The 18,995-nt window shown below is 72.7% G+C and carries 20 protein-coding genes; 13 read left to right on the plus strand and 7 right to left on the minus strand.

Annotated features, from left to right (window positions below; all coding sequences use genetic code 11):
• The first annotated feature begins 9 nt into the window (after nt 1-9).
• From MFF04_RS12810 to MFF04_RS12825, 4 genes are all read left to right on the plus strand, one after another.
• On the plus strand, nt 10-1,014 hold the full coding sequence (locus MFF04_RS12810; RefSeq protein WP_238276301.1) for a magnesium transporter CorA family protein: 1,005 nt from the start codon (nt 10-12) through the stop codon (nt 1,012-1,014).
• Nucleotides 1,015-1,123: 109 nt separating this feature from the next.
• Entirely contained in the window at nt 1,124-2,623 is a 1,500-nt protein-coding gene (locus tag MFF04_RS12815) for an ATPase domain-containing protein (protein WP_238276303.1), read from the plus strand.
• Nucleotides 2,620-3,708 carry a sensor histidine kinase gene (locus tag MFF04_RS12820; protein ID WP_238276305.1) on the plus strand — a complete coding sequence of 363 codons (1,089 nt, stop codon included), beginning with the start codon at nt 2,620-2,622 and terminating at the stop codon, nt 3,706-3,708. Before MFF04_RS12815 ends, MFF04_RS12820 begins: the two co-directional genes overlap by 4 nt.
• A 13-nt stretch (nt 3,709-3,721) precedes the next feature.
• A complete protein-coding gene (locus MFF04_RS12825) occupies nt 3,722-4,456 on the plus strand; it encodes an SOS response-associated peptidase (RefSeq protein ID WP_238276307.1) in 735 nt (244 codons plus the stop codon).
• Nucleotides 4,457-4,462: 6 nt separating this feature from the next.
• Here the strand turns inward: MFF04_RS12825 and MFF04_RS12830 are convergent, their stop codons facing one another.
• From MFF04_RS12830 to MFF04_RS12840, 3 genes are read right to left on the minus strand one after another with little or no spacing between them, the layout of a single operon-like run.
• Nucleotides 4,463-4,792, minus strand: coding sequence for a hypothetical protein (locus MFF04_RS12830; protein ID WP_238276309.1), 330 nt, complete (start codon nt 4,790-4,792; stop codon nt 4,463-4,465).
• A gap of 56 nt (nt 4,793-4,848) precedes the next feature.
• Complete coding sequence (locus MFF04_RS12835) at nt 4,849-6,087, minus strand: class I SAM-dependent RNA methyltransferase (RefSeq protein WP_238276312.1); 1,239 nt, start codon at nt 6,085-6,087, stop codon at nt 4,849-4,851.
• Nucleotides 6,084-6,827: a TlyA family RNA methyltransferase gene (locus tag MFF04_RS12840; protein WP_238276314.1), complete on the minus strand. Its 744-nt coding sequence runs from the start codon at nt 6,825-6,827 to the stop codon at nt 6,084-6,086. Before MFF04_RS12840 ends, MFF04_RS12835 begins: the two co-directional genes overlap by 4 nt.
• Before the next feature lie 100 nt (nt 6,828-6,927).
• Here MFF04_RS12840 and MFF04_RS12845 point away from each other — a divergent pair, with 100 nt between their 5' ends.
• A complete protein-coding gene (locus MFF04_RS12845) occupies nt 6,928-7,479 on the plus strand; it encodes a superoxide dismutase family protein (RefSeq protein ID WP_238276316.1) in 552 nt (183 codons plus the stop codon).
• A 51-nt stretch (nt 7,480-7,530) separates the two neighbouring features.
• On the opposite strand, the gene MFF04_RS12850 is transcribed toward MFF04_RS12845, so the two are convergent.
• Together MFF04_RS12850 and MFF04_RS12855 are read right to left on the minus strand one after the other, a co-directional pair.
• Nucleotides 7,531-8,898 carry an MFS family transporter gene (locus MFF04_RS12850; RefSeq protein WP_238276318.1) on the minus strand — a complete coding sequence of 456 codons (1,368 nt, stop codon included), beginning with the start codon at nt 8,896-8,898 and terminating at the stop codon, nt 7,531-7,533.
• A 125-nt stretch (nt 8,899-9,023) separates the two neighbouring features.
• The gene (locus tag MFF04_RS12855; protein ID WP_238276320.1) at nt 9,024-9,893 is read right to left on the minus strand and encodes an alpha/beta fold hydrolase; all 870 of its coding nucleotides are present in this window, start codon (nt 9,891-9,893) and stop codon (nt 9,024-9,026) included.
• Between the two features lie 97 nt (nt 9,894-9,990).
• Here MFF04_RS12855 and MFF04_RS12860 point away from each other — a divergent pair, with 97 nt between their 5' ends.
• Nucleotides 9,991-10,791, plus strand: coding sequence for a DUF1236 domain-containing protein (locus MFF04_RS12860; protein WP_238276322.1), 801 nt, complete (start codon nt 9,991-9,993; stop codon nt 10,789-10,791).
• A 15-nt stretch (nt 10,792-10,806) separates the two neighbouring features.
• Here MFF04_RS12860 and hrcA read toward each other — a convergent pair whose 3' ends face one another.
• Nucleotides 10,807-11,886, minus strand: a complete 1,080-nt coding sequence (hrcA, locus tag MFF04_RS12865) for a heat-inducible transcriptional repressor HrcA (RefSeq protein WP_238276324.1) — start codon at nt 11,884-11,886, stop codon at nt 10,807-10,809.
• 701 nt (nt 11,887-12,587) lie between these two features.
• Here hrcA and MFF04_RS12870 point away from each other — a divergent pair.
• The 5 genes from MFF04_RS12870 to MFF04_RS12890 all read left to right on the plus strand — a co-directional run bounded on the left by MFF04_RS12870 (nt 12,588) and on the right by MFF04_RS12890 (nt 16,255).
• A complete protein-coding gene (locus tag MFF04_RS12870; protein WP_216074727.1) occupies nt 12,588-12,767 on the plus strand; it encodes a hypothetical protein in 180 nt (59 codons plus the stop codon).
• Between the two features lie 133 nt (nt 12,768-12,900).
• Nucleotides 12,901-13,614, plus strand: a complete 714-nt coding sequence (gene rph, locus MFF04_RS12875; RefSeq protein ID WP_238276325.1) for a ribonuclease PH — start codon at nt 12,901-12,903, stop codon at nt 13,612-13,614.
• Nucleotides 13,611-14,240 (plus strand): RdgB/HAM1 family non-canonical purine NTP pyrophosphatase, encoded by a 630-nt coding sequence (gene rdgB / locus MFF04_RS12880; protein WP_238276327.1) that lies wholly within the window; start codon nt 13,611-13,613, stop codon nt 14,238-14,240. Before rph ends, rdgB begins: the two co-directional genes overlap by 4 nt.
• A gap of 9 nt (nt 14,241-14,249) precedes the next feature.
• Entirely contained in the window at nt 14,250-15,419 is a 1,170-nt protein-coding gene (hemW, locus tag MFF04_RS12885; RefSeq protein ID WP_238276329.1) for a radical SAM family heme chaperone HemW, read from the plus strand.
• Between the two features lie 5 nt (nt 15,420-15,424).
• Nucleotides 15,425-16,255, plus strand: a complete 831-nt coding sequence (locus tag MFF04_RS12890) for an EamA family transporter (protein ID WP_238276331.1) — start codon at nt 15,425-15,427, stop codon at nt 16,253-16,255.
• A 9-nt stretch (nt 16,256-16,264) separates the two neighbouring features.
• Here MFF04_RS12890 and MFF04_RS12895 read toward each other — a convergent pair whose 3' ends face one another.
• On the minus strand, nt 16,265-17,479 hold the full coding sequence (locus MFF04_RS12895; RefSeq protein ID WP_238276333.1) for a penicillin-binding protein activator: 1,215 nt from the start codon (nt 17,477-17,479) through the stop codon (nt 16,265-16,267).
• A 149-nt stretch (nt 17,480-17,628) separates the two neighbouring features.
• On the opposite strand from MFF04_RS12895, the gene rsmI reads away from it, so the two are divergent.
• Both rsmI and MFF04_RS12905 read left to right on the plus strand, forming a co-directional pair.
• Complete coding sequence (gene rsmI, locus MFF04_RS12900) at nt 17,629-18,570, plus strand: 16S rRNA (cytidine(1402)-2'-O)-methyltransferase (RefSeq protein WP_238276336.1); 942 nt, start codon at nt 17,629-17,631, stop codon at nt 18,568-18,570.
• Nucleotides 18,560-18,943, plus strand: coding sequence for a YraN family protein (locus MFF04_RS12905; protein ID WP_238276338.1), 384 nt, complete (start codon nt 18,560-18,562; stop codon nt 18,941-18,943). Before rsmI ends, MFF04_RS12905 begins: the two co-directional genes overlap by 11 nt.
• The last annotated feature ends 52 nt before the right edge of the window (nt 18,944-18,995 follow it).

Consider the following 18,995-nt stretch of genomic DNA (forward strand, 5'->3'; position numbering starts at 1 on the left):
GTTCCCAGCGTGATCTTCATCCACCAGCCCCTCGCCGGCGCCGGCGCCCCGACGCTCGAGCGCCGCTCCCTCGAGCTGCAGGAAGCGATCCCCGAGGACACCGTCTGGCTCGACATGATCCGCCCGACCCGCGAGGAGGACCTCAAGGTCGAGGCCTTCATGGGCATCCAGGTGCCGACCCGCGAGGAAATGAAGGACATCGAGCCCTCCGAACTCCTCTACGTGGAGGAGGGCGCCCGCTACATGACGGGCCGGGTGCTCTCGAAGGTGAGCGACTCCGAGGAGCCGGGGCTCGCCGGCATCACCTTCATCCTGCGCGAAGCCAAGCTCGTGACCGTGCGCTACGAGGAGCCGCAGGCCTTCCGCATGTACGCCCTGCGCGCCGGCCGCGCGACGGGCAACGGCCCGGCGACGACGATCTCGGGGGAGGCGATCCTCGCCGGGCTCATCGAGGCGGTGATCGACCGGGCCGCCGACGTGCTCCAACTCCAGGGCGAGCGCATCGACCGGCTCTCCGGCAAGATCTTCGAGGCGCAGGCCGATCCGTCCGCCCGCAACACCGCCCTCCAGGACACGCTCCGCGCGCTCGGCCGCCACGGCGACCTCATCTCCAAGCAGCGCGAGAGCCTCGTCTCCATGGAGCGCATCCTGCTCTCGCTCTCGGCCACCTACCGCACCAACAAGGCCCCCCGCGAGCTGCGCGAGGACGTGCGCTCGACGCTCCGCGACCTGCAATCTCTGGAGGAGCACGCGACCTTCCTCGCCACCAAGATCCAGTTCCTGCTCGACGCCACGCTCGGCCTCGTGAACCTCGAGCAGAACAACATCATCAAGCTGTTCTCGGTCATGGCGGTGGTGTTCATGCCGCCGACGCTCATCGCCTCGATCTACGGCATGAACTTCAAGGCGATGCCCGAGTTGGAATGGCCGCTGGGCTACCCGATGGCGGTCGCCATGATGGTGGTCGCGGCGATCCTTCCCTACGCGTTCTTCCGCTGGAAGCGCTGGTTGTAGGACGCACCATGTGGCGCTTGGCACGATCGTATCGCGCGGAATAGAAGTGCCGAAAGGTCCCGCCGACGGCATCGCGCAGGCCGAGATCGACGACGGGAGGCGAGGGGCCATGACGCAGGCGGCGACCGATCGGGTGAGCATCGGCATCGCGGGACTCGACGACATCCTGTCGGGCGGCCTCACCCGCGACCGGCTCTACCTCCTCGAGGGCGCGCCCGGCACCGGCAAGACCACCATCGCCCTGCAATTCCTCCTCGCCGGCGCCGAGGCGGGGGAGACGAGCCTCTACATCACCCTGTCCGAGACCGAGGGCGAGCTGCGCGAGAGCGCCGCCACCCATGGCTGGACGCTCGGCGGGGCGATCACGGTCTTCGAGGTGATCCCGCCCGAGAGCCTGCTCGACGCCGAGCAGCAGCAGAGCCTGCTCTACTCCTCCGATCTGGAGCTCGGCGAGACCACCCGGCAGGTGTTCGAGGCAGTCGAGAGGGTGCGCCCGAAGCGCATCGTCCTCGACAGCCTCTCGGAGATCCGGTTGCTCGCGGGCTCGTCGCTGCGCTACCGGCGCCAGATCCTGGCGCTCAAGCACTACTTCGCCCGGCACGCCATCACCGTGCTGCTCCTCGACGACCTCACCGCCGACACGCTCGACAAGACGGTGCACAGCGTCGCCCACGGCGTCATCCGCCTCGAGGAGGCCGCGCCGGACTATGACGCGCAGCGGCGGCGCCTGCGGATCGTCAAGTACCGGGGCTCCGACTTCCGCGGCGGCAACCACGACTTCACGATCGCCGCCGGCGGCGTGAAGGTCTTCCCGCGGCTCGTCTCGCTGGAGCACAAGACCGGATTCCTGCGCGACAGGCTCGTGAGCGGCATCGACCAGCTCGACGCGCTGCTCGGCGGCGGCGTCGAGAAGGGATCGAGCGCCCTCATCCTCGGGCCGTCGGGCACCGGCAAGACGCTGTTCGCGATCCAGTACGTGCTCGCGGCCGTGGCGCGGGGCGAACGGGCGGCGATGTTCATCTTCGACGAGGAGCTCGGCCTCCTCCTCGAGCGCACTCGGCAGATGGGCTACGACCTCGGCGGCCTCGTCGAGCAGGGGCTCCTGACCATCGAGCAGATCGACGCCGCCGAGATGGCGCCGGGCGAGTTCGCCCACCGCGTCCGCGATCGGGTGGAGGAGCAGTCGGTCAAGACCGTGGTGATCGACAGCCTCAACGGCTACCAAGCGGCGATGCCCCACGAGCAGGCCCTCGTGCTGCACATGCACGAGCTGCTGCAGTTCCTGAACCGGCAGGGCGTGACGACCTTCCTCACCATCGCCCAGCACGGGCTCGTCGGCGACATGAAGGCGCCCGTCGACGTAACCTACCTCGCCGACACGGTGATCCTGCTCCGCTACTTCGAGGCCCTCGGCCGGGTGCGGCGGGCGATCTCGGTGGTCAAGAAGCGCGCCGGCAGCCACGAGGACACGATCCGCGAGTACCGGATCGGGAGCACGGGCCTCGCCATCGGCGAGCCTGTGCAGGGCTTCCAGGGCGTGCTGCGCGGGACGCCGACCTTCGTCGGCGGGGTCGGGGATCTGCCCCCGGTGGACGGCAACACGACGTGATCCAGCCCCACAACCCGCTCTCCGAACGGATCCTCGTCCTGACGCCCTTCGGCCGGGACAGCGCCATCGCCGCGGAGCTGCTCGCCGAGGGCGGAACGCGGGCGCTACCCTGCACCGACATGCGCGACCTGCAGGCGCGGGTCGAGGAAGGGGCCGGTCTCGCTCTCGTGGCGGAGGAAGCGATCCTGCACGCCGACCTCGCCCCGGTCCGCCGCTGGCTGGAGGCGCAGCCGCCCTGGTCCGACTTCCCCTTCATCGTGCTGACCGGACGCGGCGGCGGCTCGGAGCGCAACCCCGGCGCGGCCCGGATCTCGGAGGTGCTCGGCAACGTCACCTTCCTCGAGCGGCCGTTCCACCCCACCACCCTGATCAGCCTGGTGCGCAGCGCGCTCCGCGGCCGGCGGCGCCAATACGAGGCGCGCGCCCGCCTCGAGGCCCTGCGGGAAGGCGAGGAGCGCCTGCGGGATTCGCTTCTGGCCGAGAAGCGGGCCGCCGCCCACCAGCGCCTGCTCATCGACGAGTTGAACCACCGCGTGAAGAACACGCTGGCCACCGTCCAATCCATCGCCATGCAGACCCTGCGCAACGCCCCCACGAACGCGCAGGCCTACGGTGCCCTCGAGACCCGTCTGCTCGCCCTGTCGCGCGCCCACGACGTGCTGACCCGCGAATCCTGGGAGGGCGCCGACCTCGCCGAGGTGGTCGGCCAGGCGATCGCCCCCTACGCCGGCCGCGACGGGGAGCGCTTCCACATCGAGGGGCCGCCTGTGCGCGTGCGCCCGAGCATGTCGCTCGCCATCGCCATGGCGATCCAGGAGCTCGCCACGAACGCCGTGAAGTATGGCGCGCTCTCGAACGCCGGCGGGGCCGTCACCATCGATTGGTCCGTCGTGAACGGGGCGGAAGCGCCCCGCCTCGCCTTCCGCTGGAGCGAGCGGGGCGGGCCGCCGGTCAAGCCCCCGGCCCGGCGCGGGTTCGGCTCGCGGCTCATCGAGCGCAGCCTCGCCCGCGACCTCGACGGCCTCGTCGACATCGACTTCGCGCCCGGCGGCGTCGTCTGCACCGTCGACGCCCCCCTGGACTGAGAGGAGACCCGGCATGTGCGGCCGCCTCTTCATGACGAGCCCGCCCGAGGCCTACCGGGCGCTTCTGGGCTACGGCGAGCGGCCGAACTTCCCCGCCCGCTACAACATCGCCCCGACCCAGCCGGTCGCGCTGGCGGTCAACGAGGGCGGGCGGCGCCGCTTCCGGCTGGCGCGCTGGGGCCTCTGGCCGGCCTGGTCGAAGGATCCGACGGGCCTGCCGCTGATGATCAACGCCCGCGCCGAGACCATGGCGGAGAAGCCCGCCTTCCGGGGGGCCTTCCGGCACCGGCGCTGCGTCTTCCTGTGCGACGGCTTCTACGAGTGGCGGCGGGAAGGGGAGGGGCGCAGGGCCCGGCGCAGCCCCTTCGCCGTCCGCCGGGCGGACGGGGCGCCGATGGTCCTGGCGGGGCTGTGGGAGACCTGGAGCTCGCCCGACGGCTCGGAGATCGACACCGCGGCCGTCGTCACCACGGACGCCAACGGCAGCATGGCGGCGATCCACGACCGGATGCCGGCGATCCTCTCGGTCGGGGCCGTCGCCGAGTGGCTCGATCCGATCGGCACCGGCCCGGCGGAAGCCGCCGCCCTCTGCCGTCCGTGCCCCGACGGGATCATCCGGATCGATCCGGTCGGACCGGCCGTCGGCGACGTGCGCCGGGATGACCCGTCGCTCCTGGAGCCGCAAGCGGGCACGGACGCACCGCCCGCCGCCGAGCGGGGCGGCGAGGCGCAGGGCCGCCTGTTCTGACCGTCCTCAGCAGCCCCGGCAGATGCTGCGGGTGATCCGGGTGATGCGCGCGTTGTCGGCCTTCTCGCGGGCCTCCCGCTCGCGCTGGGCGGCCACGGTCGGGCCCTCGGCGCCGGTCGTCGGCGCGCCCGCGCCGGCCGGCGGCTTGGTGACGCCGGTGGAGACCGTGTTCGGCGCCGTGATGGTCGAGAGCGGTCCGCCGCCGGTGCCGGTCGTGTCGACCGGGCGGGCGGGCTCCTGGGCCAGGGTGGTGCCGCTCAACGCGAGGGTGAGGACGACGGCGAGCCGGGCGGGCGACAGGGCTGCGGGGATGGGCGAGGAGAGGGCGAGGGGCATGGCGTTCCTCCTGTGCGAATCCAACGCCCGAGCTTGATCACGGTTCAGCGGAATCGTCACCGGCGGCGCGCTTTCGGGGGCCTCTCGAACACGCCGACCACCTCGACATGCGGCGCGTGGCGGAACTGGTCCACGGGCGCGAGCCGCGTGAGCGCGTAGCCCCCCGCCAGCAGCATGCCCGCGTCGCGGGCGAAGGTGCCGGGGTCGCAGGAGACGGAGACGACCACGGGCACCTTCGAGAGGGCGAGCTGACGGGCCTGGGCCTCGGCGCCGGCGCGGGGCGGATCCATCACCACGGCGTCGAAGCGGTCGAGCTCGGCCGAGAGCAGGGGCCGGCGGAACAGGTCGCGGCGCTCGGTGGTGACGCGCCGCAGGCCGGCGGCCTCGCGCACCGCCCGGTCGAGGCCCGCGAGGGCGGCGGCGTCGCCTTCCACCGCATGGACCTCGCAGCGCCGCGCCAGTGCCAGGGAGAAGGGCCCGCAGCCGCTGAACAAGTCGGCGACGCGCTTCGGTTTCTTCGGCAGGGCGTCGAGGACGAGGGTGGCGAGCAGGCGCTCGGCCTCCGCCGTCGCCTGGAGAAAGCCGCCGGGCGGCGGCAGCAGCGCGCCGCCGGGGCTCGACACGCTCGGGCGGCGCCGCTCGACCACGACGTCGCCGTGCAGCGACAGCCGGGCGAGGTCGTGGCTCTCGGCGAGGCCGACGAGCTTGGCGCGGGTGCCGGCATCGACCGGTCCGTGCCCGCGCATGTCCACGTCGAGGCCGGCATCGGTGGCGGTGACGAGAGCGTCGAGGGGCTTCGTGCGCCCGTGCCCGAGAGGCGCGGCCAGCGCCCGCGCCAGGGCCGGCGCCCCGTGCAGTGCCGGCACCGTGATCGGGCAGTGCCCGATCGGCACGAGGCGATGGCTGCGGGCGGCCATCAGCCCGGCCTCGCCGTCACGGATGTGCAGGGTCAGGCGGCGGCGCCCGGGACCGTGGGCATCGATCGCCGCCTCCGGCGCCAGGCCGAGCCCGGCCTGCGCGGCGGCCTGGGCGACGAGGCCCGTCTTCCAGGCCCGGTAGGGCTCCGGAGCGAGGTGCTGGACGGAGCAGCCGCCGCAATCGCCGAAATGCGGGCAGAACGGCGCGATGCGCTCCGGCGAAGGCTCCTCGACGGCCACCAGCTCGCCGCGCGCCCCCTCGCGGCGGATCGCGACCCGCTCGCCGGGCAGGGCGTAGGCGACCGGCGTCCCGTCCTCGGCGAGGCCGTCGCCCCGGCTGCCGAGGCGGGCGATGCGCAGGCTCTCGGTCTCGCTCATCGGGCGCTCTCCCGGCGGGCACCGATCAGGAACTCGCGGTTGCCGTCCCCGCCCTCGACGGGGGAGGGGATTAGGCCGACGACGCCCATGCCGAGCCCTTCGAGGCAGGTCCGCACCGCCTCGCAGACCTCGGCGTGGACGGCCTCGTCGCGCACGATGCCGCCCCGGCCGACGCGCCCCCGTCCGGCCTCGAACTGCGGCTTGATCAGCGCCGCGAGGGCGCCGCCCCCGGCGAGCCGCGCCACGATCGCCGGGAGCACGAGCCGCAGCGCAATGAAGCTGACATCGACGGTCGCGAGATCGACGGCGTGCGGCGGCGCCTCGGGGGGTAGGGCGCGGATGTCGGTGCCCTCCAGGCTCGTCACCCGCGGGTCGTCGGCGAGCGAGGCGTGGAGCTGCCCGCGCCCGACATCGACGGCATGGACATGCGCGGCGCCCCGCGCGAGCAGCAACTCGGTGAAGCCGCCCGTCGAGGCGCCGACGTCGAGGCAGCGCCGGCCCGCCGGATCGAAGCCGAAGGCGTCGAGGGCGGCGGCGAGCTTCAGGGCGCCGCGGGAGACGTAGGGGTGGGCCGGGCGCGCCTCGATCCGCGCGGCCGGGTCGAGCCGGTCGGAGGCGCGGGCGACGGGCACGCCGTCCGCCCGGACGAGGCCGGCCGCGATCGCCGCCTGCGCGCGGGCGCGGCTGTCGAAATGTCCCTGCTCCACGAGCAGCCGATCCGCCCTCACGCGCTCCGCCACGGCCTTCTTGTATCCACCACCCGTCGATCCACCGCCCCGCGCCCTGTCGAAGCGCCGGTCGCGGGCCTACCTAGGCCGTCGTGGAGAGGAGAGCCATCGCATGACACGTCTCGCAACCCTTGTCGCCCTCGGAGCCGCCGGGGCGGTCCTCGCCGGCCCCGCGCTCGCCCAGCAGAAGGCGGAGACCCCGGCTCCCGCCGCGCCGCAGACGCTAGAGAGCCCGATCACCAACAACAAGGGCGACACGATCGGCAAGATCAGCATCCGGGACGGGGCGAACTCCCTCGTCATGCGCGTCGCCATCCAGGCCGGCGGCCTGACGCCCGGCTGGCACGGCATCCATTTCCACGCGGTCGGCGACTGCTCCGACACGGAGAAGTTCGAGAAGTCGAAGGCCCACGTGAATCACGACCAGAGCAAGCACGGGCTGCTCAACGCCGAAGGGCCCGACGAGGGCGACCTGCCCAACGTCTTCGCCAACGCGGACGGCTCGGTGAACGCGGAGGTCTCCTCCGAGACCTCGCTGACCGGGGAGGGCGGGCTCCGCGACGGGGACGGCTCGGCGCTGGTCATCCACGCCAACGAGGACGACCACAACACCCAGCCGATCGGCGGGGCCGGCGCGCGGGTCGCCTGCGCGGTCATCAAGTAGAATCTGGAAACGAAGGAGAGGGCGCCGCCTCGGTGCGGCGCCCTCCGCGCGTCAGGCGGGGTGCACCATGCGGGCGCGTTCGGCGTCGGGCTTGGCGCCCAGCGCCTCCTCCACGGTTCCGGCCCCGTCGAGATAGCCGTGGCGCTTCGGGTTCGGCATCAGCAGCGAGCCGACAAAGGCCACCCCGAGCATCACCGTCACGTACCAGAAGAACATCTCCTCGTTGCCGTTCTGCTTGAACCAGAGCGCCACCGCCTCGGCGGTGCCGCCGAACAGCGAGTTGGCGACGGCGTAGGAGAGACCGACGCCGAGGGCGCGGACATGGGTCGGGAACAGCTCTGCCTTCACGATGCCGCTGATGCCCGTGTAGAAGCTGATCACGAGGAGCCCCGCCGTCACCAGCATGAAGGCCACGAACGGGTCCTGGTTGGCGCCGATGGCGTGCATGAGCGGCACCACCATCACGGCACCGAGGCCGCTGTAGAGCAGCATGTTCGCCTTGCGCCCGATCTTGTCCGAGAGCGCCCCGAAGGCCGGCTGCACCAGCATGTAGACCAGGAGCACCAGCGTCATCACCTGAGAGGCGCTGCCCTTGTTCATGTGCGCCGTGTTGACGAGGTACTTCTGCATGTAGGTCGTGAAGGTGTAGAAGCTCAGCGAGCCGCCGGCCGTGTAGGCGAGCACGATGCAGAACGCCCGCCAGTGCTTCGACAGGGCCTTGAAGGTGCCGGCCTTCTCCTTGTCGCCGGTGGCGGTCTCGGCGAGCGAGCGACGCAGGTAGAGCGCCACCACCGCCGCCAGGGCGCCGATGAAGAACGGGACGCGCCAGCCCCAGTCCCGCAGCTGCTGCTCGGTCATCAGCGCCTGGAGCGTGACGAGCACCAGCGAGGCGAGGAGCTGGCCGCCGATCAGCGTCACGTACTGGAAGGAGGCGAAGAAGCCGCGCCGGCCCTTCAGCGCCACCTCGCTCATGTAGGTGGCGCTGGTGCCGTACTCGCCGCCGACCGACAGGCCCTGGAGCATGCGGGCGAGGAGCAGCAGCACGGGGGCCGCCGCGCCGACCGTCGCATAGGTCGGCAGGATCGCGATGAAGAGCGAACCGGCGCACATCATCAGCACCGAGATCACCATCGAGGTCCGCCGGCCGACGCGGTCGGCGATGCGGCCGAACAGCCAGCCGCCGATGGGGCGCATGAAGAAGCCCACCGCGAACACGGCGGCGCTCTTCAGGAGCTGGCTGGTGGCGTCGCCCTCGGGGAAGAAGACCGGCGCGAAGTAGAGCGCGAAGAAGGCGTAGCAGTAGAAGTCGTACCACTCGACGAGGTTGCCCGACGACGAGCCGACGATGGCCATGATCCTGCGGCGGCGGTCCGCCGCGTCGTCCTGGGCGGACGGCGCGATGCCGATCGAGTCCGACATGAAGGGTGCCCTCGGGTTTCCTCTGCCGGCGCTTGCCGCCGGTCGTGTCGGCGGAGGTTACGCACCGACGCGCGCCGTTCACAAGGTCGTGGGAGGCCCCGCCGCGGGAAGGGACGGGACAAGTGTCACGTCAGGCCGCGCGATCTCATCCATGCGGCGAGCGCAGCGTTCACGGCCTCCGGCGCCTCCTGCTGCACCCAGTGCGAGACGTCCGGCAGGCGGCGCAGGGTGAAGTCCCGCACCAATCCTTCGTACCCCTCGGTCAGCTCGAGGCCGAGCGCCGTATCCCGCTCGCCCCAGACCAGCAGGGTCGGCGTCTCGATCACCGGGGACGGCGCCGGCCGGCGCAGGAGGCCGAAATTGGCGCGGTAGTAGTTCAGCATCGCCGTCATCGCGCCGGGGCGAAGGGCGTCGGCGCGGTAGCGGTCGAGCACCTCAGGCGGGAAGGCGGAGGGGTCGCAGGCCATCCCCGTGAAGGCGCGGGCGACCGCCTCGGCGCGGTTGCGGGTCAATGCCCATTCCGGCAGGCGGGGAATCTGGAAGAAGGCCACGTACCAGGAGCGCGCCCGCTGCCGCCAGGAGCGGCCGAGCACCGCGCGGAAGACGGCCGGATGCGGCACGTTCATGGCGACCAGCCCGTCGAGGGGCCGCGCCCCGGCCATCGCGAAGCTCCAGGCGACGAGGGCGCCCCAGTCGTGGCCGATCAGCAGGCGCCGCCGCGCACCGAGGGCGTCGAACAGGCCCGCCGCGTCGGCGATCAGGTGCTCCATCCGGTAGGCGGCCTGCTCGCTCGGGCGCGCGGAGCCGCCGTAGCCGCGCATGTCCGGCGCCACCGCCCGCCAGCCGAGATCGGCGAGCATCGGGAGCTGGTGGCGCCAGGAGTATCGGCTCTCCGGAAACCCGTGCAGGCAGAGGGCGACGTCCGGTCCCGCACCGGCCTCGTCGACCGCGAAGGCGAGGCCGTTCGCCTCGATCGTTCCCGTCCTCACGGCCATCCGCACTTCTCCTCGCGCCGGGGGAACGGTTTCCGGGAGACCATCGTTGCGGGCCAGATCGATGCCGACCCGGCATCGCGACGAGGCGAGGGAAACCATGGGCACGACTTCGAAGACCGGGCTGCGCAACGCCCTGACGGCGGTGCTGATCACGGTGGGGGCGGCGACCGCCTTCGCGCAGGGCGGCGGCGCCGGAGGGCCGGGCGGCGGCGGTGCAGCGGGCGGCGCGGCCGGCGGCGGCGCGGGCGGCGGCGGCGGTGCGGGTGGCCCCGGAGGAGCGGGTGGCCCCGGTGGCGGCGGCGCCGGGATGCGCGGCGGTGAAGGCGGTGCCATGCGGGGCGGTGCCGAGGGCGGTGCCGGTCCGCGCGGCGGCGAGGGCGCCGGGCCCCGCGGCGAGGCCGGGCCGAAGGGCGGCGCCGAGTCGGCGCCCGGCCGGAACGCGCCGGGCGCGGAGCAGCCGGGCAAGGCCGGGGCCCGCGAGGACGGCCAGCCCGGCAAGGCCGGCGCGGCGGGCCAGCGCGACGGCGCAGCGCCCGGCAAGGACGGCCGCGAGGGCGGTCCGGGCCAGCGCGGAGCCGACCGCGCGGGCGAGCGCGGCGGCGCCGACCGGGCCGGGAGCCGGGGCGAGGCGCGGGGCGCCGTGCAGCGTCTCGACACCCGCCAGCGCACGGAGTTCCGTCAGTCGATCACGCGCACGGGCGTCGCGCCGTTGCGCAACGTGAACTTCAACGTCAGCGTCGGCACGGCGATCCCGCGCTCGATCACGCTGCACACGCTGCCGCCGGCGATCCTCTCGATCGTGCCCGCCTACCGGGGCTACAGCTACGTGCTCGTCGCCGACGACATCATCATCATCGATCCGGACACCTACGAGATCGTCGACGTGATCCCGGGCTGAGCCGGACCGAGAGCCTCACCGCCCGCCGTCGAGCATCTTGGAGACGACGCGGGCGGTGTAGTCGACCATCGGCACGATGCGGGCGTAGTTCAGCCGCGTCGGGCCGATGACGCCGACGACGCCGACGATCTTGCGCTGGTCGTCGCGGAAGGGCGCGGCGATCAGCGAGGAGCCGGAGAGCGAGAACAGCTTGTTCTCCGAGCCGATGAAGATGCGCACGCCCTCCGCCCCCTCGGCGCGGGAGAGCAGGTCGATGACCTCCTTCTGCGTCTCGAGGTCGTTGAAGAGCAGGCGGATGCGCTCGAGGTCCTCGACGGCGCGCAGGTCCTCCAGCAGGTTCGCCTGGCCCCGCACGATGAGCTGGCGGGACTCGGCCGGGCCGACGCTCATGGCGAGCCCAGCATCGACCAGCCGCTCGGTGAGCGCGTCGAGCTCCCGCTTCATGTCGCGCCGCCCGGCCTCGATCTCGGCGCGCAGCTCGCCGAGGGTCCGACCCTGGAGGCGGGCGTTGAGGTAGTTCGAGGCTTCCTGAAGGGCGCTCGCCGGCAGGCCGGGGGGAAGCTCCAGAAGCCGGTTCTCCACCGAGCCGTCGTCGGAGACGAGGACCACGAGGGCGCGCGCCACGTCGAGGCGCACGAACTCGATGTGCTTGAGGTGGACGTTCGCCTTCGTCGTCAGCACCACGCCCGCCCCGCGGGAGATGCCCGAGAGCAGGGTGGACGCCTCCGCCAGCGCCGTGTCGAAGGTGTGCCGCGAGGCGGCGGCGCGCATCTGCGCCTCGATATGCGCTTGCTCCTCGCGGCCGACGTCGCCGATCTCCATCATCGCGTCGACGAAGAAGCGCAGGCCGATCTCGGTGGGCAGCCGCCCGGCTGAGGTGTGGGGCGCGTAGATCAGCCCGGAATGCTCGAGGTCCGACATCACGTTGCGGATCGAGGCCGGCGAGAGCGCCATCGGCAGGATGCGCGCGAGGTTGCGCGAGCCCACCGGCTCGCCGTTGGCGAGGTAGCTCTCGACGATCTGGCGAAAAATCTCGCGGGCGCGCTCGTTCAGGGAGGCAAGCGCGGGAAAGGTCGGGGTCGCGGGCTCTGTCACGGTCCTCTCATCCTGGCCGCCGATTGTGGCGGCTGGCGGGATGGGGATCAATCGGGGCGGCTGGAGGTGAAGCTTCGGTTCGAGATCTGAGCGGAAGGTCAGGGAAGGGTCGGGATCGGCCTTATCACGGCTCGTCGCGGCGGTACTCACCGTGACGATCCTGGCGATCCGGCCCGACCTCGAGCTGATGATCGAACGGATGCCTCGATGGAGCGGGACCTGTTTCGGCCTGGGGTAGCCGTGGACGGACTGGTCATTCGTCCCCCGTCGCAGAATCAGAGGCGGCCGCGCTCACGCGCCCTTGGCGTTCAGGTGCACGCCCACTCGGTCTATCAAGCCTTCAAGCTTAGCTAAGCGAAATCACGTTATCGCCCCAAATGGTGGGAGCATTTCTCTCGCCCAGACCGCCAAATGCTGTAGTCACCACGCGCACGACTCTTCGCTTTGTGCGGAGCCATACAGGCGTTGTATCGGGCAATCTGTGCACTTGTGATGTCTCTCGCGTTACTATTGTTACTGCCTGCAAAGGTCGCCGCGCCCAGAATCAGAATAAAAGCAGAGATCTTGAACGATCGGTAATACATCGAGAGCCAACTCCGTCCGAACGAATGTCCTAAGCGAAATCGATAGCATCGGATTCGGACCTGCGATAGTAAGCCTCGATCCGGCCTATGAGGCGATCCTAACTCGACCGCGACCTGATGACGGTCGTCGCGCCGATGCGGGCGCCGCCCTGGTCGGACTACGCCCACATGCGCTGCCTGATCGCCATGAACCGGCTTGGCGTGGTCTACGAGGCTGACGCCCGAGGAAATCGTGAGCGCGCCCTGCACGGCGTGAGGGGCATCGGACGATCTTGTGGCTCGTTGGCCGCCGTGTAGGCCCGCGGCGGGTCGAAAGCGGCCCGCGTACTGGTTCGCATATCAAATCACGGCGCCACCCATCGCCCTCGCCGGTTGCCCCTACCCGCCGCACGGCCTAAGAGCCGGCCCTTCATCGGTGGAGGAGACGGCCATGCGGCCCTCGAAGCGCGCGGCGGACGAGCTGCGCAAGGTCAGCCTGGAGCGTAACGTCGCCCGCTACGCCGAGGGCTCCTGCCTCGTCAGCTTCGGCGAGACCAAGGTGCTCTGCACCGCCTCCCTGGAGGAGCGGGGGCCGCCCTGGCTGCGCGGCTCCGGCAAGGGCTGGGTCACGGCCGAGTATTCCATGCTGCCCCGCGCCACCCACGAGCGCACCCGCCGGGAGGTCACCTCCGGCAAGCCTTCGGGCCGCACGCAGGAGATTCAGCGGCTGATCGGGCGGTCCTTGCGCGCCGTCACCAACCTTCCGGCCATCGGTGAGCGGCAGATCACCGTCGACTGCGACGTGCTCCAGGCCGACGGCGGCACCCGCACCGCGGCGATCACCGGCGCCTGGGTGGCGCTGCACGATTGCTTCGCCTGGATGCGCGGCCGCTCGATCATCTCCGTCGATCCGCTGCGCGACCACGTCGCCGCGGTCTCATGCGGCATCCACAAGGGCACCCCGGTGCTCGACCTCGACTACGCCGAGGACTCGGCCGCCGAGACCGACGCCAACTTCGTGATGACCGGCTCCGGCGGGCTCGTGGAGGTGCAAGGCACCGCCGAGGGCAAGCCCTTCAGCGAGGCCGAGCTTCTCGAGCTGCTGCGGCTGGCCCGCGGCGGCGTCGAGCAGCTCGTGGCCCTCCAGAAGCAGGCGACCGCGTGAGCGCGCGGCGTCTCGAAGGCCGGGTCGTCATCGCCACGCACAACGCCGGCAAGCTCGCCGAGATGCGCGAGCTGCTGGCGCCCTTCGGCATCGAGGCGGTCTCGGCGGGCGAATTGAACCTGCCGGAGCCCGACGAGACCGGCACGATGTTCGCCGAGAACGCGAGCCTCAAGGCTCTGGCGGCGGCGGAGGCGTCGGGGCTCCCGGCCTTCGCCGACGATTCTGGCCTCTGCGTCGACGCGCTCGACGGCGCGCCGGGGCTGTTCTCCGCCCGCTGGGCCGGCCCGACCAAGGACTTTTCCGCCGCCATGGCGCGGATCGAGGCGGAGCTCGACCGCCGCGAGGCGACCGACCGCAGCGCGCATTTCGTCTCCGCCCTGGTGCTCGCCTGGCCGGACGGGCACACCGAGCTGTTCGAGGGCCGCGTCTTCGGGCGGATCGTGCCGCCGCGGGGCGAGAAGGGCTTCGGCTACGATCCGATCTTCGAGGCCGAGGGCATGGACCGGACCTTCGGCGAGATTTCCTCGGACGAGAAGCACGGCGTCGACTGGCAGAGCGGCGCCGCCCTCTCGCACCGCGCCCGCGCCTTCGTGGACCTCGCCCGCGCCTGCCTCGGGCAGAACTGACGGGCCGGGATGGGCGCACCGGAGCATCCGACCCGCGACGCCGGGTTCGGCGTCTACCTGCATTGGCCCTTCTGCGCCTCGAAGTGCCCCTATTGCGACTTCAACAGCCACGTCCGCCACGAGCCGCCGGACGAGGCCCGTTTCCTCAGGGCCTTCCGCGCCGAGATCGGGCACGTCGCGGCATTGACGCCGGGGCGGAGCGTCTCGAGCATCTTCCTCGGCGGCGGCACGCCCTCCCTGATGCGGCCCGCCACCGTCGCGGGCCTCCTCGACGCGGTGGCCGAGGCCTGGGGCCTCGAGGACGGCGCCGAGATCACGCTGGAGGCGAACCCGACGAGCGTCGAGGCCGGCCGCTTCCGCGGCTACCGGGCGGCGGGCGTCAACCGGGTCTCCCTCGGCGTCCAGGCCCTCGACGACGTCTCTCTCAAAAGCCTCGGCCGGCTCCACAGCGCCAGGGAGGCGCTGAGCGCGGTCCGCACCGCCGCCGAGCATTTCGAGCGAACTTCGTTCGACCTCATCTATGCCCGCCCCGGCCAGACGCCGGAGGCATGGCGGGCCGAGCTGCGGGAGGCCATCGCGCGGGCGGCCGAGCACCTCTCGCTCTACCAGCTCACCATCGAGCCCGGCACGCCCTTTTACGGGCTCGCGAAGGCTGGGCGCCTCGTGCCGCCGGACGAGGACACGGCGCGTGCCCTCTACGACGTGACGCAGGAGGTCTGCGCCGCGGCGGGGCTCCCGGCCTACGAGATCTCGAACCACGCTCGGCCCGGCGCGCAGTCCCGCCACAACCTGCTCTACTGGCGCTACGGCGAGTATGCCGGCATCGGCCCCGGCGCCCACGGCCGGCTCGTGACCAACGAGGGTCGGATCGCCACCGTCACCGAGAAGGGGCCGGAGGCCTGGCTCGCCCGTGTCGAGCGCGACGGAAACGGCATCGCCGAGCGGGAGACCGTTGCGCCGGCCGAGCAGGCCGACGAGTTCCTGATGATGGGGCTGCGCCTGACCGAGGGTATCGACCCCGCCCGCTACGCGGCGCTGTCCGGGCGCCCCCTCGAGGAGACCCGGATCGCGGCTCTGATCGGCGACGGCCTGCTGCGGCGCTCGCCCGAGGGGCGGATCGCGGCGACGCCGCAGGGCGCGCCGGTGCTCAACGCCCTCGTCGCGGCGCTGGCGGCCTGAGCGCGATGACGCCGAGCCTAACCGTCCTCGTCCTCCTCGCCGCGCTCCTTCACGCCGCCTGGAACGCGATGCTGCGCGGCGGCGCCGACCGCTTCTGGACGATGGGGATGATGAACCTCGTGCCGGGCCTCTTCGGCCTCGGCACCTGCCTCGTCATCGGGCTGCCGGCACCGGAGAGCCTGCCGATGGTGGTGGCCTCGGGGCTCCTGCACATCCTCTACAACGGGCTCCTCGTCCTCACCTACCGCTCGGGCGACCTCGGCGCGACCTACCCCGTCGCGCGGGGCTCCTCGCCGGCGCTCGTGGCCATCGGCGCCGGCCTTGCGGCGGGGGAGACGCTGCCGCTTCCCGCGGCGCTCGGCGTGATGCTCGTCTCCGGCGGTATCCTGGGTCTGGCGCTCGCCCGCGGCGGCATCGGCCGCGCGGGCCTCCTCGCGGCGCTGGGCACGGGGGCGACGATCGCCGGCTACACCGTGGTCGACGGGCTCGGCGTGCGGGTCTCGGGTGACTGGCTCGCCTACACGGCGGCGATGTTCACCTTCCACCTTTGCCTGCCGGCCTGGGTGCTGGCGCGGCGCGGTGCCGGGGCCTTGCGCGGGCGCGGACGCCAACTCGGGCCGGCGCTGGCGGGCGGCGCCGTGTCGGTCGCCGCCTACGCCGTGGTGATCTGGGCGATGCAGCGGGGCGCCATGGGCGCGGTCTCGGCCCTGCGCGAGACCAGCGTCGTCTTCGCGGTGCTCCTCGGCCGCCTGTTCCTCGGCGAGACGCTGAGCCTCGGCCGCATCGCCGCCGCGGCCGTCATCGCGCTCGGCGCGGTGCTGATCGCGGCGGGATGATCGGCGCTCTCAGGTCCCCGACTTCGCCAGGGTGCGCGGGGCCGGGCGCACGGGCGTCACGGCGTTGTTGCGGATCTCGTAGACCGCGAGCGCCCGCTCGCTGGTGCCGTCGGGCAGGAAGCGGAAGGTGCCGTCGATGCCGGCGAAGCCCGCGCCGCCCGTCAGCGTCGTCTCGGAGAAGCGCTGCGAGCCGTACTGGCGGCTGAGCGCCGCCGAGAGGGAGACCGCGTCGTAGGCGAGCGAGGCGATCCGCGGCGGGCTCGATCCGAAGCGGGCCTGATAGCGCCCCGCGAACCCTGAGAACCCCGCCGGGTCGGCCGCCGCGAACCAGCCGCCCTGGAGGGCGGGCAGCGCGAAGACGCGCGGCTCGTTCCAGGGCGCGGTGCCGAGGGGCCGCACCCGCGCCGGCGAGAAGCCGGCCTTGGTGAGCGCGCCCGCGACGCCCGCGAGCCCGTCCGGCGTCTCGGGGATGAACAGCGCGTCCGCCTGGGGCGCCGGGCCGGTGACGACGCCCGATAGCCGCGCGATGGCCGGGCCGGGATCGCCCGGCGCGTAGCGCTCGAGCCCGGCGATCCGCGCGCCCTTGCGGCTGACGGCCTCGCGGAAGCGCGCCTCCACGGCGTTGCCGTAGCTGGTCTCGGGGATCAGGGCCGCGAAGGAGCGCCGGCCCGAGGCCACCGCCTCGTCGACGACGCGCTCCACCTCCGCCTGCGGCAGGAAGCTGAGGAGGTAGACGCCCTGTGCCGCCACCCCGGCATCCGTCGAGAAGGCGATCACCGACTTGCCCGCCGCCCGCACCGGCACCGCCACCGCCTGGACGTTCGCCGCGAAGAGCGGTCCGAGCACGATCTCGGCGCCCTCCGCGAGCGCCGCCTGCGCGCCCTCGCGGGCGCCGTCCGGCGTGCCGCGGTCGTCCTTGACGATGACCTGGATATCCGGCTGCTGGAACTCCTCCACCGCGAGCTCGGCGGCGTTGCGCATGGCCGAACCCAGCGCCGCGCCCTGGCCGGAGAGCGGCAGCACCAGCGCCACCTTCACCGGACCGGTGCCGATGCGGCCGGCCGGCGCGGCGGCGGGCGGCGCGTTCGGGGCGATGTCGGCCCGCGGCGCCGGGGCCCCGCGGGAGGGGCCGCCGTCGAGCCCGCCGATGCAGCCGCCGAGCGTCGCGGCGAGCAGGCCGGCGAGGCCGAGGGCCGCGATCCGGGGCCGGGGCGCCAGGGGCATGGCAGAAACTCCGCGAACGCGTCTCGAATGGGCTCGGCCCGATCAACGCATGATTGCGCGCCTGCGGATAGCGAGCCCTCGCAACACGCAAGGGGAAACTGCGCGCCCTCCATTCCCGCGCGGCGGCCCCGCGTGCAATGTCGGGGCCGATGAGCGAGCGAATCGAGCGCACGGGCAAGGCCCCGGCCACCTACACCGCCTTCGGCCTCGCGGCGGAGGCGGAATCCCTGCCAGCGGGGCTGCACGTCGTCGCGACGCCGATCGGCAACCTGCGGGACGTGACCTTCCGGGCGCTGGCGACGCTGGCCGCCGCCGACGCGGTGCTCGCCGAGGACACCCGCGTCACCCGCACGCTCCTCATGCATTACGGCATCACGACACCGCTGGTGGCCTATCACGAGCACTCGAACGCGGCGGTCCGCGAGCGGATGGTCGAGCGCATGAAGGCGGGCGAGGCCCTGGCGCTGGTCTCCGACGCCGGCACGCCGCTCGTCTCCGATCCGGGCTTCAAGCTCGTGCAGGCCGCGATTGAGGCCGGCATCCCGGTGACGCCGATCCCCGGCCCCTCGGCGGTGATGACGGCGATCGTCGCCGCCGGCCTGCCGACGGACCGCTTCTTCTTCGAGGGCTTCCTGCCCCACAAGGGCGGCCCCCGCCGCGCCCGGCTGGAGGCGCTGGCCGCCATCCCCGGCACGCTCGTGCTCTTCGAGAGCCCCCACCGTCTGCCCGAGATGCTGGAGGACGCCGCCGGCATCCTCGGGGCCGAGCGGCCGGCCGCGGTCGCCCGCGAGCTGACGAAGCTCTACGAGACCATCCGGCGCGGGACGCTCGGAAGCCTCGCGGGCACCTTCGCGGCGGAGGGCGCGCCGAAGGGCGAGGTCGTGGTGGTGATCGGCACCGCCCCGGAGGCGGCCCCGACCGAGGCGGACGACGTGGCCCTCGACGCGGCGATCCGCGGCGCGCTCGCCCGCCACTCCCTCAAGGACGCGGCGACCCTCGTCGCCGAGGAGACGGGCCGGCAGCGCCGGGCGGTCTACGCCCGCGCCCTCGTTCTCGCCCGCGAAGGGGAGGGCGGGGAGGATGCGACCTGACCGGCTGCCCGACCGCCGCCGCGTCACCGAGCGGCGGGGGCGCCTCGCCGAGTGGCGGGCGCTGGCGGCGCTCGTCCTGAAGGGATACCGCCCCCTGGCCCTGCGCTACGCGGCGGCCGGCGGCGAGGTCGACCTCGTGATGCGCCGAGGCGGCACCCTGGCCTTCGTGGAGGTCAAGGCGCGCCCGACGCTCGTCTCGGCGCAGGAGGCGATCGGCGCGGCCAAGCGCCGGGGCATCTCGCGGGCGGCGCGGGCCTACGTGTCGCGCCACCCCTGGGCGGCGGCACTGGTGCTGCGGGGCGACGCGGTGTTCGTGACGGGCCTATCCTGGCCCGTGCACCTGCCCGACGCCTTTCCCCTCGACGGCCTGTGAGCGTCGACGAAGAGCCCTGCTTCCCTATAGGTCCGATGATCCAACAATGGGC

The sequence above is a fragment of the Methylobacterium jeotgali genome, from assembly GCF_022179345.1.
GTDB lineage: Bacteria > Pseudomonadota > Alphaproteobacteria > Rhizobiales > Beijerinckiaceae > Methylobacterium > Methylobacterium jeotgali.